At 67.8% G+C, this 16,229-nt stretch carries 20 protein-coding genes and 1 riboswitch; of the genes, 12 read left to right on the top strand and 8 right to left on the bottom strand.

Annotated features, from left to right (window positions below; translation table 11 throughout):
* Positions 1 to 1,161: a glycine cleavage system aminomethyltransferase GcvT gene (gene gcvT, locus GGR89_RS04410; RefSeq protein WP_125975656.1), complete on the bottom strand. Its 1,161-nt coding sequence runs from the start codon at positions 1,159 to 1,161 to the stop codon at positions 1 to 3.
* Between the two features lie 166 nt (positions 1,162 to 1,327).
* Positions 1,328 to 1,418: riboswitch (glycine riboswitch) on the bottom strand.
* 251 nt (positions 1,419 to 1,669) lie between these two features.
* Positions 1,670 to 2,308, bottom strand: a complete 639-nt coding sequence (locus tag GGR89_RS04405; RefSeq protein WP_125975654.1) for a hypothetical protein — start codon at positions 2,306 to 2,308, stop codon at positions 1,670 to 1,672.
* A 122-nt stretch (positions 2,309 to 2,430) separates the two neighbouring features.
* On the opposite strand from GGR89_RS04405, the gene ispH reads away from it, so the two are divergent.
* From ispH to GGR89_RS04380, 5 genes are all read left to right on the top strand, one after another.
* Complete coding sequence (gene ispH, locus GGR89_RS04400; protein WP_125975652.1) at positions 2,431 to 3,384, top strand: 4-hydroxy-3-methylbut-2-enyl diphosphate reductase; 954 nt, start codon at positions 2,431 to 2,433, stop codon at positions 3,382 to 3,384.
* Positions 3,384 to 4,340, top strand: a complete 957-nt coding sequence (gene thrB / locus GGR89_RS04395) for a homoserine kinase (RefSeq protein ID WP_125975650.1) — start codon at positions 3,384 to 3,386, stop codon at positions 4,338 to 4,340. Before ispH ends, thrB begins: the two co-directional genes overlap by 1 nt.
* Positions 4,337 to 4,783 (top strand): ribonuclease HI, encoded by a 447-nt coding sequence (gene rnhA, locus GGR89_RS04390; protein ID WP_125975648.1) that lies wholly within the window; start codon positions 4,337 to 4,339, stop codon positions 4,781 to 4,783. The genes thrB and rnhA overlap by 4 nt, the downstream gene beginning before the upstream one ends.
* A complete protein-coding gene (locus tag GGR89_RS04385) occupies positions 4,783 to 5,043 on the top strand; it encodes a hypothetical protein (protein WP_125975646.1) in 261 nt (86 codons plus the stop codon). Before rnhA ends, GGR89_RS04385 begins: the two co-directional genes overlap by 1 nt.
* A gap of 64 nt (positions 5,044 to 5,107) precedes the next feature.
* Positions 5,108 to 5,575: a VOC family protein gene (locus GGR89_RS04380; RefSeq protein ID WP_125975644.1), complete on the top strand. Its 468-nt coding sequence runs from the start codon at positions 5,108 to 5,110 to the stop codon at positions 5,573 to 5,575.
* Between the two features lie 369 nt (positions 5,576 to 5,944).
* On the opposite strand, the gene GGR89_RS04375 is transcribed toward GGR89_RS04380, so the two are convergent.
* The 3 genes from GGR89_RS04375 to GGR89_RS04365 are packed head-to-tail and all read right to left on the bottom strand — an operon-like array spanning position 5,945 to position 8,174.
* The gene (locus tag GGR89_RS04375) at positions 5,945 to 6,595 is read right to left on the bottom strand and encodes a CoA transferase subunit B (RefSeq protein ID WP_125975642.1); all 651 of its coding nucleotides are present in this window, start codon (positions 6,593 to 6,595) and stop codon (positions 5,945 to 5,947) included.
* Positions 6,595 to 7,470 carry a 5'-nucleotidase, lipoprotein e(P4) family gene (locus GGR89_RS04370; RefSeq protein WP_206434290.1) on the bottom strand — a complete coding sequence of 292 codons (876 nt, stop codon included), beginning with the start codon at positions 7,468 to 7,470 and terminating at the stop codon, positions 6,595 to 6,597. Before GGR89_RS04370 ends, GGR89_RS04375 begins: the two co-directional genes overlap by 1 nt.
* Positions 7,467 to 8,174: a CoA transferase subunit A gene (locus tag GGR89_RS04365; RefSeq protein ID WP_125975641.1), complete on the bottom strand. Its 708-nt coding sequence runs from the start codon at positions 8,172 to 8,174 to the stop codon at positions 7,467 to 7,469. The genes GGR89_RS04370 and GGR89_RS04365 overlap by 4 nt, the downstream gene beginning before the upstream one ends.
* 241 nt (positions 8,175 to 8,415) lie before the next feature.
* On the opposite strand from GGR89_RS04365, the gene GGR89_RS04360 reads away from it, so the two are divergent.
* The 3 genes from GGR89_RS04360 to GGR89_RS04350 all read left to right on the top strand — a co-directional run bounded on the left by GGR89_RS04360 (position 8,416) and on the right by GGR89_RS04350 (position 11,059).
* Positions 8,416 to 8,946, top strand: a complete 531-nt coding sequence (locus GGR89_RS04360) for an outer membrane protein (RefSeq protein WP_125975639.1) — start codon at positions 8,416 to 8,418, stop codon at positions 8,944 to 8,946.
* Positions 8,947 to 9,101: 155 nt separating this feature from the next.
* Positions 9,102 to 10,757 carry a thiamine pyrophosphate-binding protein gene (locus tag GGR89_RS04355; RefSeq protein ID WP_125975636.1) on the top strand — a complete coding sequence of 552 codons (1,656 nt, stop codon included), beginning with the start codon at positions 9,102 to 9,104 and terminating at the stop codon, positions 10,755 to 10,757.
* Between the two features lie 44 nt (positions 10,758 to 10,801).
* Positions 10,802 to 11,059, top strand: coding sequence for a hypothetical protein (locus GGR89_RS04350; protein ID WP_125975634.1), 258 nt, complete (start codon positions 10,802 to 10,804; stop codon positions 11,057 to 11,059).
* A gap of 266 nt (positions 11,060 to 11,325) precedes the next feature.
* On the opposite strand, the gene GGR89_RS04345 is transcribed toward GGR89_RS04350, so the two are convergent.
* The 3 genes from GGR89_RS04345 to thiS form a co-directional block, all read right to left on the bottom strand.
* The gene (locus GGR89_RS04345) at positions 11,326 to 11,496 is read right to left on the bottom strand and encodes a CsbD family protein (RefSeq protein ID WP_066719684.1); all 171 of its coding nucleotides are present in this window, start codon (positions 11,494 to 11,496) and stop codon (positions 11,326 to 11,328) included.
* A 90-nt stretch (positions 11,497 to 11,586) separates the two neighbouring features.
* Complete coding sequence (locus tag GGR89_RS04340; RefSeq protein WP_125975632.1) at positions 11,587 to 12,354, bottom strand: alpha/beta hydrolase; 768 nt, start codon at positions 12,352 to 12,354, stop codon at positions 11,587 to 11,589.
* Entirely contained in the window at positions 12,354 to 13,358 is a 1,005-nt protein-coding gene (thiS, locus tag GGR89_RS04335) for a sulfur carrier protein ThiS (protein ID WP_125975630.1), read from the bottom strand. Before thiS ends, GGR89_RS04340 begins: the two co-directional genes overlap by 1 nt.
* Positions 13,359 to 13,437: 79 nt before the next feature.
* On the opposite strand from thiS, the gene aroQ reads away from it, so the two are divergent.
* Genes aroQ through arsC form a run of 4 tightly spaced genes read left to right on the top strand, consistent with a single transcriptional unit; the run spans position 13,438 to position 16,106 of the window.
* Complete coding sequence (gene aroQ, locus GGR89_RS04330; RefSeq protein WP_125975628.1) at positions 13,438 to 13,872, top strand: type II 3-dehydroquinate dehydratase; 435 nt, start codon at positions 13,438 to 13,440, stop codon at positions 13,870 to 13,872.
* Positions 13,873 to 13,916: 44 nt separating this feature from the next.
* Positions 13,917 to 14,399 (top strand): acetyl-CoA carboxylase biotin carboxyl carrier protein, encoded by a 483-nt coding sequence (gene accB / locus GGR89_RS04325; protein WP_125975626.1) that lies wholly within the window; start codon positions 13,917 to 13,919, stop codon positions 14,397 to 14,399.
* 10 nt (positions 14,400 to 14,409) lie between these two features.
* Positions 14,410 to 15,774: an acetyl-CoA carboxylase biotin carboxylase subunit gene (gene accC / locus GGR89_RS04320; protein WP_125975624.1), complete on the top strand. Its 1,365-nt coding sequence runs from the start codon at positions 14,410 to 14,412 to the stop codon at positions 15,772 to 15,774.
* The gene (arsC, locus tag GGR89_RS04315; protein ID WP_125975622.1) at positions 15,771 to 16,106 is read left to right on the top strand and encodes an arsenate reductase (glutaredoxin); all 336 of its coding nucleotides are present in this window, start codon (positions 15,771 to 15,773) and stop codon (positions 16,104 to 16,106) included. The genes accC and arsC overlap by 4 nt, the downstream gene beginning before the upstream one ends.
* The last annotated feature ends 123 nt before the right edge of the window (positions 16,107 to 16,229 follow it).

Below are 16,229 nucleotides of genomic sequence, written 5' to 3'. Positions count from 1 at the left end.
TCACGCTCCCTTTCGGACATAGCGGTGGGGGACGAAGGGCATCGCAACGACCTCCGCGGAATGCTGCTTGCCCCGCTGGACAAGCGTAATCTTGGTACCGGCCGCTGCAAGGGCCGAGGGCACATAGGCCATCGCGATCGGCTTCTGCACCGAAGGCGCGAACCCGCCCGAGGTGACCTTGCCGACCTCGGCGCCCGAGGCATCGACCACCGCCGCGCCCTCGCGCACCGGCTGGCGGCCCTCGACGATCAGGCCGACGCGCTTCATGGCGCTGCCCTGCTCGCGCTCGGCGAGGATGCGCTCGGCACCGGCGAAACCGCCCTCTTCGCGGCGGCGCTTGGACAGCGCGAAGCCCAGATCGGCGGCGACTGGCGTGGTCTCCAGATCGAGGTCATGGCCGTAGAGCGGCAGGCCGGCCTCCAGGCGCAGCGAATCGCGCGCGCCCAGGCCGATCGGCTTCACCTCGGGCTGCGCGGTGAGCGCGTCGGCGAACGCCTCCGCCGCCTCGCCCGGCAGCGAAATCTCGTAGCCGTCCTCGCCGGTATAGCCCGAGCGGCTGACCCAGAGCGGGTTGCCGTTCCATTCGAACGCGGCGGCGGTCATGAACACCAGCGTCTCGACGCCCGGCAGCACGCGTGCGAGCGCGGTCACCGCCTCCGGCCCCTGCAGCGCCAGCAGCGCCTGATCCTCGAGATGGTTGATCGTCACTTCGTCTGGCAGCAACTCGCGGAACACGCCCAGATCGTCCCACTTGGTCGCGCCGTTGACGACCATGTAGATCGTGCCGCCCCCGATCTCGAAGGCATTGTCGGCGGGCAGCCGGGTCATCATCAGGTCGTCGTGAATGCCGCCTTCTTCGCTGAGCAGCAGCGAATAGCGCATCCGGCCCTCGCCCAGGCCCTTCACGTCGCCCGGCAGCAGCTTTTCGAGGCCGGCGTCGAAGTCGACGCCCGAGAAGAGCAGCTGGCCCATATGGCTGACGTCGAACAGCCCGGCATGTTCGCGCGTCCAGAGATGCTCGGCCATGATGCCTTCATACTGGACCGGCATGGCATAGCCCGCGAACGGCACCATCCGGCCGCCGCGCGCGCGGTGCCAGGCGTCGAGCGGCAGCGTCTCGATCGGCAGGTCGGTGGCGGTATCTTCGGCGGCTTCGCTCATGGGGCACTCCGGGCATCAGGGTTTCAACGGCGCGCGTGGAGCCGAAGCCCTTCGCAACACCATCGCCCCCTCTGTCACGGAACCTGAGAGCTTTCGCACGGGTGGTACCCGGCTTACCCCTTCGGTGGAGCCCGGCCTCGGCGGCCGTCTCGCTTTCCAGAGTGTCGTGGCCTGCGCGGTCCTCGGTGCCTGAGAGATTCCGGGGCGGTTGCTCCTTCGGCGATCCGGCGAACCGGATTCTCTCCCGCGCATGCCCATGCCGGTTGCCCGGCATCGACGTCCGCGAGCCTTGGCGGGACGGCTGGCGCGAGTCAATCGGGATAGTGGTGATTTTAGATCCTCCCCGGAACGGGGAGGGGGACCATGCGCAGCATGGTGGAGGGGCCGCCGCGCCAGCGGCGGTAGTTCTGCGTTGGCAGCGCAACCGCGCCTGTCGGCGCGCCCCTCCACCACGCGGCTTGCGCCGCGCGGTCCCCCTCCCCGTTCCGGGGAGGATCTTAACGTAGGATCACCGCGTCGCGTTGTACTTGAGCTGGTCGTCGGTCAGCTGGAACCCCACCAGCGCCTCGAACGTCGCCGACAGCACCGAGCGGCGGACGTTCGGATCGCTCAGCGGATCGGTCGCCGCCGATTCCTCGCCTGCCTTGCGCTTGGCGGTCAGGCGGCGGCGGACTTCGTCGGGGAGCGTCGCGGCGGCGTGCGAGACGCTGCTGGTCGCCGTCCCCACGGCGCTGGCGCGGAGCTGGCCCGCCTCGAAATGGAGCGTAACGTTGGCGACACGCTTCGCCTCGACATTGGTCCCGCCGCGCACCACGGTGAGGAAATAGGGCAGCACCACGTCGCGTGCCGGACCGGCATCGCGGCGGCGGGCCAGGACGTCGAACTTGACGTCGGTCACCACCTGCGCGCCGGCATCGTTGCAGGTCGACTGGATGTTGGTGATCGTCGCCACCACGTCGATCGCGCTCGCCTCGCGGCTGGTCGCCGGATCGAACAGCGTCACGTCGCCGGTGCCGGCCGGAATCGCCACCGTCGGGCAGGCGGTGCGCACCGCGCTGATGCCGCCTTCGGTGATTTCGCCGGTGCGGGCGCAACCGCTGGCGGCGAGCAGGATCAGGGCGGGAACGGTGAACTTAGGCACAGACAAGGGAGGGCAACCTTTCGAACCGAACAGCCGCCCCCCATCTGCGACGAGACGGGGACCGGAATGGCGCGCACCATAGGAACCGCCTTCCGCCCGCGCAAGCAATCGCGTAGAGGCTCCACCCGATGGCAAACACCGAAAAGCGTCCCCTGGAGCTGCTGATCGCAGCGCCCCGCGGCTTCTGCGCCGGCGTCGACCGCGCGATCCGCATCGTCGAACTCGCGATCGAGAAATATGGCGCGCCGGTCTATGTCCGGCACGAGATCGTCCACAACAAGTTCGTCGTCGAGAATCTGCGCGCCAAGGGCGCCGTGTTCGTCGAGACGCTGGACCATGTGCCGGACGGCGTGCCGGTGGTGTTCTCCGCCCACGGCGTGCCCAAGGCGGTGCCGCACAAGGCCGAGCAACGCGGGCTTTCGTACCTCGACGCCACCTGCCCGCTCGTCTCCAAGGTCCACCGCCAGGCCGAGCGGCACGTCGCCGCCGGGCGCCACATCCTGTTCGTCGGGCATCAGGGCCACCCCGAGGTGATCGGCACCTTCGGCCAGGTCCCCGAAGGCGCGATGACGCTGGTCGAGACCGAAGCCGATGCCGAATCGGTGGTGGTGCCCGATCCCGAGAACCTCGCCTTCCTCACCCAGACCACGCTGTCGGTGGACGATACCGCCGCGGTGCTGGGCATTCTCAAGCGCCGCTTCCCGACGATGCTGGCGCCGGGCGCGGACGACATCTGCTATGCCACCTCGAACCGGCAGGGGGCGGTGAAGGCGATCGCCGAGCAGGCCGAGCTGGTGCTGGTGATCGGCGCGCCCAATTCGTCCAACTCGCTGCGGCTGGTCGAGGTCGCCAAGCGTGGCGGCGCCCGTGCGGTGCTGATCCAGCGCGCCGCCGAGATCGACTTCGCCTGGTTCGACGGCGTGACCCGCGTCGGTATCAGCGCCGGCGCCTCGGCCCCGGAAGTCTTGGTCCGCGAAGTCGTCGAGCAGCTCGGCACCCGGTTCGCGGTGACCGAGCGCGAGGTGGAGACGGTGGAAGAGAACGTCGTGTTCAAGCTGCCGCGCGGGCTCGAGGCTGCGTAATGGCCGTCTACACGCAGGTTTCGGCCGAGGCGCTGTCGGCGTTCCTCGAGCGCTTCGACGTCGGCGAGCTGGTCTCGGCCAAGGGCATCGCCGAGGGGGTGGAGAACAGCAACTACCTCGTCGACACGAGCAAGAGCCGCTTCATCCTGACGCTGTACGAGAAGCGCGTCGACCAGGGTGACCTGCCCTATTTCATGGCACTGCTCGATCACTGCGCCGATCGCGGGCTGCCGGTGCCCCCGGCGGTGCCCGATCGCGACGGCACGCTGATCCACACGCTGGAAGGACGCCCGGCGTGCCTGATCCAGTTCCTGTCGGGGGTCTCGGTCTCGCACCCGACGCCTGCACAGGCGCGCGCGGCGGCCGAGGCGATGGGCCGGATGCACAAGGCGGTCGCCGACTTTCCGCAGGATCGCCCCAATTCGATGGGGGTGGATACCTGGCGCCCGCTGTTCGAACGCTGCGGCACCAGCCTCAACGACATCGCCCCGGGGCTGTACGAGGAACTCGGCCGGGCGCTCGACCGCGTCACCGCGCTGTGGCCGCGCGAAGGCTTCGACACCTGCGCGATCCATGCCGACCTGTTCCCGGACAATGTCCTGATGCTCGGCAACCGGGTGACGGGTTTGATCGACTTCTACTTCGCCTGCACCGACCTCCGGCTCTACGACCTCGCGGTGATGCACACCGCCTGGGCGTTCGACGCGACGGGCGAGCGGTTCGATCCGTACGTGTCCGAGGCGCTGCTGGAGGGCTATGAGACCAGCTACAAGCTCACCGAAAAGGAACGCGCGATCCTGCCGCTGCTGGCGACCGGTGCCTGCATCCGTTTCACCCTGTCGCGCGCCTGGGACTGGCTCAACACCCCCGCCGACGCGCTGGTGACGCGCAAGGACCCGATGGCCTTCTGGCGACGGTCGCACGTCTATGCCTCCGTACTGTCGGCGATCGCATGACTGCCGAACTCCAGCATGTCGAGATCGCGACCGACGGCGCGTGCAAGGGCAATCCCGGCCCGGGCGGCTGGGGCGCGCTGCTGCGCATGGGCGACATCGAGAAGGAACTGTCCGGCGGCGAGGCGCACACCACCAACAACCGCATGGAGCTGATGGCGGCGATCGAGGGGCTGAAGGCGCTCAAGCGCCCCTGCCGGGTGACGCTCTCCACCGACAGCCGCTATGTGATGGACGGCCTGACCAAGTGGATCCATGGCTGGATGAAGAATGGCTGGCGCACGGCCGACAAGAAGCCGGTCAAGAACGCCGATCTCTGGCAGGAACTCCTCGCCGCCGCCAAGCCCCACCGGGTCGAGTGGAAATGGGTCAAGGGCCATGCCGGGCATCCGGACAATGAGCGGGCGGACAAGCTGGCGAGCGACGCGGCGGTCGCGGCGCGGTGATGCCGCGCTTCGTCGACAGCATGGCATCGCGCGAGGGGCGTTTCGCGCTCGGCACCGACATGGTGAGCGGACAACCCTATCTGAGCATTCCTGTCAGCAATCGCCTGGCAGACTATGAAGAATATTACCGGCTGACGGATTCAGAGCGGGTCGTGTTTGAGAGCGATATGGTCCTTGCAGCGGCCTTCGCTGCGAAGTGCCGTCGCCGAGAGATGGACGACCGCTTGATCCTCCCGCCGGGAGCGGATCGAGGAAACTGATCAATCGGTTGGCGACACTTCAGTCTCCGCCCGACACGTTCCGACCAAAACCGAGGGGGTGCCCATGCTCGCTTACACGGTCCTGCTGATCCTTGCTGCGCCTCTCCAGGCAGTGGCCGCCCCGCCCCAAGCCGCAGCGCCCGCCCCGGCGCAGGCCGAGCATGTCGCGATCCAGGCGTCGGACATCGATCGCAGCGCCGCCTTCTACCACGAGGCGTTCGGGCTGCGGCTCATCCCGACGCCGCTCAAGAACCGCCGCTGGCTCGATCTCGGCCATGGCATGGCGCTGCACATTCTCGACGGCCGCACCGCGCCCAAGCCGTCGAACCGAGACGAGCATCTCGCCCTCCATGTCGACGATCTCGCGACGGTGATGGCGTGGCTCGACGCGCACCATCTCGCCTGGACCAACTTCACCGGCGCGCCGCGCAAGATGCAGCTCCGCTTCGATGGGGTGCGCCAGATCTATGTGCAGGATCCTGACGGGTACTGGCTGGAGGTGGGGGATAGCCGGGGCACGCCGGCAGGGTGACGGGCGCGCTCACAATCATCATCACGTCGGCAGCACTCTGCAGCTTGGAAGGTTGCAAGGCAGAAGCACCGGAGATTTGCAGAAGCTCGCCACCTGAAGCTGCAGAGCATTACCAGCAATGGGCAAACGAACGGGCTAAGGCAGGCTGTAAAGACGGGCACGTATCAGACGCAACGGACGCCCTGCCCGAATACCGCCACGGCTTGTTGTGAAGCTCCGTAGCCAGCTCCCAAATCCTCCCCCGCCAGGTGGAGGTGGCGCCAAAGGCGGCGGAGGGGGAGGATGCACGACGGCGGCCGTTCTGGCATCTTCCCCCTCCGACCCGCTGGCGCGCCCCCCCCCCTGGCGGGGGAGGATAAAATCAGTACCTTACGCCGTTGCGAGCGCCACCTCATACTGCGCCGTGGTCTTCGCCGCGACTTCCTCCGCAGTCACCCCCGGCGCCAGCTCCACCAGCCGGAACGGCGAGCCATGGTCCACGCGCGAAAACACCGCGAGGTCCGTGATGATCATGTCCACCACATTCCTGCCCGTCAGCGGCAGGGTGCAGTCGGGGATGAACTTCGGGCTGCCGTCCTTGGCGGTATGCTCCATCACCACGATGATCTTCTTCACGCCCGCGACCAGGTCCATCGCGCCGCCCATGCCCTTGATCATCTTGCCCGGGATCATCCAGTTGGCGATGTCGCCGCCCTGGCTCACTTCCATCGCGCCGAGCACGGTCAGGTCGATATGCCCGCCGCGGATCATCGCGAAGCTGTCCGCCGAGCTGAAATAGACCGAGCTGGGCAGTTCGCTGATCGTCTGCTTGCCGGCGTTGATCAGGTCCGGATCCTCGTCGCCCTCATAGGGGAACGGGCCGATGCCGAGCATGCCGTTCTCGGACTGGAGCGTCACCTCCACCCCGGCCGGGATATGGTTCGCCACCAGCGTCGGGATGCCGATGCCGAGATTGACGTAGAAGCCGTCCTGCAGCTCCTTCGCGGCGCGCGCCGCCATGTCGTCGCGGGTCCAGGCCATCAGTGCTTCTCCTGCGGATCCGTCCAGCGCGTCGCCGGCGGGAAGGTTTGGTCATAGGTGGAACCGAGCCCGGTTCCGTAGACGGGGTTGGGCAGCACGAACCAGCCGTGGCCCCAGAGCGCGGCGATCGCCGGGCTGGCGGCGGCCGCGCGTCGCTCGGGCGGGGTGAGGCCGGCGAACAGGTCGGTGAAGTCGCCGAGCTGGTCGCCGCCCATCGCCACCACGCACCAGCGCTGGGCGATCGCATCGCGGCGGCCGTCCTTGCCGGACTTGCCGTCGACATCGCCCTTGAGGAACAGCGTCTCGCCATGCTTGGCCGGGCCCAGCCCCGCGAAGGTCAGCGCGGCCTCGGTCTGCTCGGCATTGGCGGCGGCGCGATTGGTATTGAAAATCACCGTGACGCCCATCGCCCGCAGCGCCTGCACCGCGTCGAGCGCGCCGGGGACGGCGGCGACCTTCATCGCGCCGGTCTTCTCCCAGCGATCCCAGCGCGCCGAATCCCAGCCGCCCGAACGCTGCGCATCGTCACCCTCGTACCCGAGGTTGAGCAGCAGCGTCTCGTCAACATCGAACACGGCGGCGGGCGGCTTGTCGCCGCAAGGCTGGAAGCGCGGGCCCGCGAGCGTCGCGCCGGGCTCCAGCACGACCGACAGCCCACCGCGCCTGGCCATGCGCGCGCGGGTCTGATCGACCAGCGCGTTATAGGCCTGCACGCTCAGCGCCGCCGCCTCGCCCGAGCCGTAGAGATATTGCATGCCGCCCGGCACGCCGCCGGATGCGGCAGCCGGTGCCTGCGGCGCCTGCACCACATGGGTATCGACGACGCAGCCCGACAATGCCAGCCCGGCTGCCAGCAGCAGCCCGCCCCGGATCACGCCGCCTCGCGCGGACGGACGGTGCGGAACTCGATCTTCTTGTCGTAGGGCGCGCCGACGACCAGCCGCTTCACATAGATGCCCGGCAGGTGGATCTGGTCGGGATCGAGGCTGCCGACCGGCACCACTTCCTCCACCTCGGCAATGCACAGGTGGCTGGCGGTGGCCATCGGCTGGTTGAAGTTGCGCGCGGTCTTGCGGAAGATCAGGTTGCCCGCCTCGTCGGCCTTCCAGCCCTTGATGATCGAGATGTCGGCGCGGATGCCGCGCTCGAGGATATATTCCTCGCCGTCGAAGACCTTCACTTCCTTGCCCTCGGCCACCTTCGTGCCGACACCGGTCTTGGTGTAGAAGCCGGGGATGCCCGCGCCGCCGGCCCGGCAGCGCTCGGCGAGCGTGCCCTGTGGGCAGAATTCCACCTCCAGCTCGCCGGAGAGATACTGCCGCTCGAACTCCTTGTTCTCGCCGACGTACGACGAGATCATCTTCTTCACCTGGCGGCTGCGCAGCAGCTTGCCCAGGCCCTCATTGTCGATGCCGGCATTGTTCGAGGCGATGGTGAGGTCCTTGACGCCCGAAGCCTGGATCGCGTCGATCAGCCGCTCGGGAATGCCGCACAGGCCGAAACCGCCCGCGCAGATCATCATCCCGTCGAACAGCAGCCCTTCCAGCGCTGCGCTCGCGTTGGGGTAGAGCTTGTCCATCGACGATTCCCTCCGAATGTTCGCCCCGGCGATAATCCTCCCGGGGCGGCGGGGTCAAGCGAACCTGAACCAGCTTTCAACTTTGCCCCACCTTCCCCTACGGCAGAGCCGACTGTTGCATGTTCGCCACACATACCAATGTAATCCATCTGTCATATTGCGCCTGCGAACCGAGCGCCTATTTGGGGCGTCTGGATGGCCATCCGGTTATAACAAGTAACAAGTCCAAAGGTATCTGATCATGCGTATTTTCGCAGCGACGGCGCTCGCCCTCATGGCCTCCGCAACCCCCGCCCTGGCGCAGGACGCGACCTTCCAGGGTCCGCGCATCGAAGCCGTCGGCGGCTGGGACAACATCAAGTCGGATGGCATCAGCGCGTCGGGCTTCGTCTATGGCGGCGCAGCCGGCTACGACCTGCAGCGCGGCAACCTGGTTGTCGGCGTTGACGGTGAAATCACCGGCACCACCACCAAGAAGACCTTCGACCTCGGCACCATCAAGGGCGGCCGCGATCTCTATGCCGGCGTTCGCATCGGCTATGTCGTGGCACCGGCGACCCTGCTGTACGGCAAGGTCGGCTATGACAACAGCCGCGTGATCGCCCGCTCGGGCCAGCTCCGCGACGCCGAGAACCTCGACGGCGTGCGCCTCGGCGCGGGCGTCGAGCGCAGCTTCGGCCACTATTACGGCAAGGTCGAGTATCGCTACACCAACGCCTCGCAGGACGTGATCCGTCACCAGGTGCTGGCAGGCATCGGCTACCGCTTCTGAGCGACGCAATGGCGGTGAGGCGCGCCCCCGCGCCTCGCTGATCCGAAAAGCCCCGCATCGGCGACGATGCGGGGCTTTTTCGTGGGCACCTCCCCCGCTTGCGGGAGGGAAAGCAGGAGGATTGGCCCTCGCGCCATTTCCCCCTAGCATGCGGCATGACCACGAACCGCACCGGGGGCAGGATCCTCGTCGACAATCTGGTGGCGCAGGGCTGCGACCGGATCTTCCACGTACCGGGCGAGAGCTTCCTCGCCGTGCTCGACGCGCTGCATGACGAGCCGAGCATCGACCTCGTCACCTGCCGCCAGGAAGGCGGCGCGGCGTTCATGGCCTGTGCCGACGGCGCGATGACCGGGCGGCCGGGCGTGTGCTTCGTGACGCGCGGGCCGGGTGCGACCAACGCCAGCATCGGCGTGCACGTCGCGATGCAGGATTCGCAGCCGATGCTGCTGTTCATCGGCGATGTCGACCGCGGCATGCGCGACCGCGAGGGCTTTCAGGAAGTCGACCTGCCGGCGATGTTCGCGCCCCTCGCCAAATGGGCGACGCGGATCGAGGATGCCCGGCGCATCCCCGAATATGTCGCCCGCGCCTGGAACGTCGCCACCTCGGGCCGGCCGGGCCCGGTGGTGATCGCGCTGCCCGAGGACATGCTGCTCGATGTGGTGGAGGCGGTCGACCGCCCCGCCATCGCCGAGCCGATCCAGGCCGCCGACGCCTTCGATCTCGACCAGCTCTATGACCTGCTCCGCGACGCCGAGCGCCCGATCGCGATCGTCGGCGGGGGCGGCTGGGATTCGGATACCGCGGAGGACTTCGCCCGCTTCGCCGAATCGATCGACCTGCCGGTCGCCTGCGCCTTCCGGCGGCAGGATGCGATCGACAATGCGTCGCCCGTCTGGGCAGGCAATCTCGGCTACGGGCCGAATCCGAAGCTGGTCCAGCGGATCAAGGCGGCGGACCTGCTGCTGGTGGTCGGCACGCGGCTCGGCGAGGCGACCACCGACGGCTACAGCCTGATCACCCCCGAGCATCCGGGCCAGACGCTGGTCCACGTCCATCCGGACCCGAGCGAATTCCACCGCGTCTACCGCGTTGACCTGCCGATCTGCGCGCGGCCCTTCGAGTTCGCGGTCGCGGCCTCGGCCACGGCGGAAGCGGCCAACCTGCCCCGCTTCGACGGCGCCGCCGCGCATGCCGAGTGGCTGGAATGGTCGACGCCCAAGCCGCGCATGGGCGTGGCGCTCGATCTCGGGCCCTGCGTCGCGGCGATGCGCGCGCAACTGCCGGCGGACACGATTATCTGCAACGGCGCGGGCAATTTCTCGGGCTGGTGGCATCGCTACTGGCCCTATGCCGCGCAGCCGAGCCAGCTCGCGCCTACGGCGGGCGCGATGGGCTATGGCGTCCCCGCGGCGGTGGCGGCGGCGCTGCGCTTCCCGGACCGCCGAGTCGTGGCGGTCGCGGGCGACGGCGACTTCCTGATGAACGGGCAGGAGCTCGCCACCGCGGTCCAGCACGACGTCGATCTGCTGGTGATCCTGGTCGACAACGGCGCCTATGGCACGATCCGCATGCACCAGGAGCGCGCGTTCCCGGAGCGAATTTCGGGCACCAGCCTGCGCAACCCCGATTTCGCCGCGCTCGCCCGCGCGTTCGGCGGCTGGGCGACCACCGTGGAGACCACCGAGGCGTTCGCGCCCGCGCTCGCGCTCGCACTGGCGCAGCCGGGGATCAAGCTGTTGCATTGCAAGACGAATGTCGACGTGATCAGCCCGGCGACGACACTTGCGAAGCTGCGAAATCGCTGAACGGCTAGGAACCCGTTAACCGACCCGATCCTAGAATCGCCCGCATGGGACAGCAGACGAAAGAGCGGTGGAAGACGGCGCATCTCGGCAAGCGGGGGGATCGCGTGCGGTTGGGCGGTCGGCAGATCTGGCAGTGCGAGTGGCGCTGGATCAACAAGGACACCGTCCGCCTGCCCCACCCGCTCTACACCGATCGGATGTTCTCGTTCATGATCTGCGAGGTCGGACCGGCCTCGGCCCCGGTGCGCTTCGCCGCGGCCCAGGTCGAGCCGGACATGTGGGCGTTCTACGTTCCGGATTGAGGAACTGCCCAAGCGCCAAACCCTATGGCACAGTCCTGCGGTGCGCCATCAGCCCATGGGCCGTCAGTAGATCGTCATCCCGGCGAAAGCCGGGATCCATTGGGGTCGCCGTCTTGGCTCCTGCTGATATGGAGAGGCGAATGGATCCCGGCTTTCGCCGGGATGACGCGCGACGTGAGGACACGCCTCCAAGCAGACGAAGCCACAACGAAAACGGGCCGCACCTTTCGGTACGACCCGTCCAAATGTCCGGTCTGATCCGCGACTCAGATGTCGTCGCCGAGCGCGCCCTTCACCTTGCCGCCGAGCTGCTGGGCCTTGCCCTTCAGCTCCTGCGCCGCGCCTTCGTCGCGCGTTTCCGGGTTGCCGCTCTGCTGCTTCACCTTGCCGGCCAGCTCGTTGAGATTGCCTTTGATCTTGTCGGTCAGCTCGCCCATGATCGATACTCCTGGCTAAGGTCGGGTGCCACACGACACGGCACCTGCGACTTGCCTGAAATAACGAAGGTTGGGCCGGACCGTTCCCAATCAGCTGCGCGTGACTTCGCCCAGAAACGCCATGGTCGCGCGCCATGCTTCCTGCGCGCCGTCCGGATTCTTGGTCCGCAGCAGCGTCGACGACCCGTGCACCCCGCCCAGCTTGGGCACGAACTGCGTCTTCTGGGTCGAGGGCGATGCGGCGAGGATTTCCCGCGCGGCGTCCTCTTCCTTCCCGTCCTGCGCCGACGTGACGAAGATCGGGACCGAGACCTTCTTGGCCGCGCGCGCGACGGCCCCCTTCTCGTCGAGATATTCGCCCGGCGAGAAGGCAAGCAGCGCCCTGACCTGCCCGGGATGCTCGGCGGCGAGCGGGAAGATCAGCGCGGCCGAATAGCTGCTGCCCCACAGGAGGATCGGCAGCTTCTGCTGCTCCCCCCACGCAAACGCCGCATCGAGGTCCTGCTTCGCATCGGCATAGCTTGCCGAATGGCCGAGCATCTTCACCGTCTCGTTGGTCCCGAACAGCGTGCCGCCGGCGCGCTGGTCGATCCGGAGCGACGAATAGCCCGCCTGCGCCAGCTGGGGCGCGAGCAGCGCATACTCGTCCTTGCCCGATTCGGCCTGGTGGAACAGCAGCAGCAGCGCCTTGGGCTTGGCCGCCTTGGTATAGACGCCGGCGATCCTCACCCCGTCGGCGGCGCGCAGCGTCACCGGCTCGGCCGAGATCGGCCCCTGATTCTCCATCGGATCGGTCTGCGGCCGCGGATGGCACCCGGCCACCGCGACCAGCGCCAGCGCCGCCAGCGCCCCGCGCATCAGATCAGCCCTGCCAGCGGGCTCGACGGATCGGCATAGCGGCGCTTCGCCATGCGGCCGGCGCGGTAGGAGAGCCGCCCCGCCTCCACCGCCGCCTTCATCGCCGCCGCCATCAGGATGGGATCCTTGGCCTCGGCGATCGCGGTGTTCATCAGCACGCCGTCGCAGCCCAGCTCCATCGCCACCGCCGCGTCCGATGCCGAGCCGACGCCCGCATCGACCAGCACCGGCACCTTGGCGCCCTCGACGATCAGCCGGATCGTCACCTGGTTCTGGATGCCGAGCCCCGATCCGATCGGCGCGCCCAGCGGCATGATCGCGACCGCGCCCGCATCCTCCAGCCGCTTGGCGGCGATGGGATCGTCGACGCAATAGACCATCGGCAGAAAGCCTTCCTTGGCCAGCACCTCGGTCGCGCGCAGCGTCTCGACCATGTCCGGATAGAGCGTCCGCGCCTCGCCCAGGACTTCGAGCTTCACCAGCTCCCAGCCGCCCGCCTCGCGCGCCAGGCGCAGCGTGCGGATCGCCGAATCGGCATCGAAGCAGCCGGCGGTGTTGGGCAGATAGGTGATTTTCTTCGGGTCGATATAGTCGGTGAGCATCGGCGCCTTGGGGTCGCTGACGTTCACCCGGCGCACCGCCACGGTGACGATCTCGGCGCCCGAGGCGGCCACGGCCGCCGCATTCTGCTCGAAATCCTTGTACTTGCCGGTGCCGACGATGAGGCGCGAGCGGAAGGTCTTGCCCGCCACCGTCCAGCTGTCGTCGGCGAGCGGGCCGGCATGGTCGCCGCCGCCCACGAAGTGGACGATTTCCAGCTCGTCGCCATCCTCGACGATCACCTCGCCCAGCGTCGAGCGCGGCACCACTTCGAGATTGCGTTCCACCGCCACCTTCTCGGGCACCAGCCCCAGCTCGCTCGCGAGCTGCGCGAGGGTGAGCCCGGCGGTGATGCGCTTGTGTTCGCCGTTGACGCGGATGGAAACGGTGCCGTCGCTATGCATGAAGAGCCTTGGATTTGATCGGGGACGCCGGCTCATATAGGGAGGACCGCATCCTGCCCGCAACCGAAAGGCGCCTGCTTTGGCCGATACGATCTTCGTCTTGAACGGTCCCAACCTCAACCTGCTGGGCCTGCGCGAGCCGGAAATCTATGGGTCGGACACGCTGGACGACATTGCCGGCATGCTGGAGGACCGCGCCCGCGAGCTCGGGCTCGAGGTCGAGGTGCGCCAATCCAACCATGAGGGCCATCTGATCGACTGGCTGCACGAAGCGCAGGCCGATGGCGCGCGCGCCGTCCTACTAAATCCGGGAGGGTACACGCACACCTCGGTCGCGCTACACGATGCGATCAAGAGCATCAAAACGCCGGTGATCGAGGTGCATCTCTCCAATCCGCACGCCCGCGAATCCTTCCGCCATGTGAGCTTCGTCGGCCGTGCCGCGAAGGGCACGGTGGCCGGGTTCGGGGCACAATCCTATATTCTCGCGCTTGAAGCCGCCGCGCGTCTCTGACAGAGGGCGCCGTTTCATTTGTAGAATTCATAAAGAAGGGTCGTATGGCCGAAGAAACCAAGTCGGGTGCAATGATGGTCGACATCGAGCTGGTGCGCCAGCTCGCCGCCGTGCTCGATGACACCCAGCTCACCGAGATCGAAGTCGAGGACGGCGAACGCCGCGTCCGCGTCGCCCGCAAGGTGACCGCGGCCCCCTCGGCGGTGCAGTACGCCGCGCCGGCCGCGCCGATGCTCGCTGCTCCGGCCCCGGCCACCGCGCCCGCCGAGATCGTCGCAGCGCCCCAGCCGGCCGCCAATGCGGTCAAGTCGCCGATGGTCGGCACCGCCTATCTCAAGCCGAATCCCGAGGCGAAGCCCTTCGTCACGGTCGGCCAGCAGGTCGCCGCGGGCGACACGCTGCTGATCATCGAGGCGATGAAGGTGATGAACCCGATTCACGCGCCGACCGCTGGCACCGTGAAAGCGATCCTGGTCGAGAACGGCCAGCCGGTCGAGTTCGACCAGCCGCTCGTCGTGGTCGAGTAACGGAACGGCCATGCCCGAGATCAAGAAGCTGCTGATCGCCAATCGCGGCGAGATCGCGCTGCGCATCCACCGCGCCTGCCACGAAATGGGCATCAAGACGGTGGCGGTGCACTCCACCGCCGATGCCGATGCGATGCATGTGCGCCTGGCGGACGAGGCGATCTGCATCGGCCCGCCGGCCGCGGCGGAGAGCTATCTCAACATCCCGAACATCATCTCGGCGGCCGAGATCTCGGGCGCGGATGCGATCCACCCGGGCTATGGCTTCCTCTCGGAGAACGCCCAGTTCGCCGAGATCGTCGAGGCGCACGGGCTGATCTTCGTCGGTCCCAAGCCCGAGCATATCCGCACCATGGGCGACAAGATCGAGGCGAAGCGCACCGCCGGCGCGCTCGGCCTGCCGCTGGTGCCGGGCTCGGACGGCCCGATCAGCGACCTGGAAGAGGCCAAGGCGATCGCCGCCAAGGCCGGCTATCCGGTGATCATCAAGGCCGCCTCGGGCGGCGGTGGCCGCGGCATGAAGGTGTGCACCAGCGAGGACCAGCTCGAGACGCTGATGCAGCAGGCGGGCTCGGAAGCGAAGGCCGCGTTCGGCGACGCCACCGTCTATCTCGAAAAGTATCTCGGCAACCCGCGCCACATCGAGTTCCAGGTGTTCGGCGACGGCAACGGCAACGCGATCCACCTGGGCGAGCGCGACTGCTCGCTCCAGCGCCGCCACCAGAAGGTGCTCGAAGAGGCGCTGTCGCCGGTGATCACGCCCGAAGAGCGCGCGCACATGGGCGGCATCGTCGCCAAGGCGATGTCCGACATGGGCTATCGCGGCGCCGGCACGATCGAGTTCCTGTGGGAAAATGGCGAGTTCTACTTCATCGAGATGAACACCCGCCTTCAGGTCGAGCATCCGGTGACCGAGATGATCACCGGCATGGACCTGGTCCGCGAGCAGATCCGAGTCGCCGAAGGCCACGGCCTGTCGGTGCGCCAGGAGGACATCGAGTTCCGCGGGCATGCGATCGAATGCCGCATCAACGCCGAGGATCCGCGGACCTTCGCGCCCTCGCCGGGCACGATCACCCATTTCCACGCGCCGGGCGGCATGCACGTCCGCGTCGATAGCGGCATCTATTCGGGCTACCGGATCCCGCCGTACTACGACTCGATGATCGCCAAGCTGATCGTCTATGGCCGCACCCGCGAGGGCTGCATCCTGCGACTGAAGCGCGCATTGGAAGAGTTCGTGGTCGACGGCATCAAGACGACGATCCCGCTTCACCAGGCGCTGCTCGACGATCCCGAGTTCCTGAAGGGCGACTATACGATCAAGTGGCTCGAGGAGTGGCTGGCCCGCCAGGACGAGGCAGCCGCGGCGTGAAGGCCACCCTCTACCACAACCCGCGCTGCTCCAAGTCGCGCGAGGCGCTGGCGATCCTCACGGACGCCGGCGTCGAGGTGGAGGTGATCGAATATCTGAAGGCTCCCCCGACGCGCGAAACGCTGGCGGAGCTGTACAAGCGCGCCGGCATGACCGCGCGCGAAGGCCTGCGCATCGCCGAGGACGCCGCCAAGCCGCTCAAGGGCGCGGACGACGACACCATCCTCGACGCGATGGCGGCCAACCCGATCCTGATCGAGCGTCCGCTGGTGGTCACCGAGCGCGGCGTGCGGCTGGGTCGCCCGCCGGAAAAGGTGCGGGAAATCCTGTAAAAAGTTCCTCCCCGGCACGGGGAGGGGGACCGCCGCCGAAGGCGGTGGTGGAGGGGCCGCCGCGCACGCGGCGGTATCCCCCGCGGTGAGGTCTCCGCGCCTTTCGGCGCGGCCCCTCCACCA

It is taken from the genome of Sphingomonas trueperi (assembly GCF_011927635.1).
GTDB lineage: Bacteria > Pseudomonadota > Alphaproteobacteria > Sphingomonadales > Sphingomonadaceae > Sphingomonas > Sphingomonas trueperi.
This window is presented reverse-complemented; position numbering and strand designations above follow the sequence as displayed.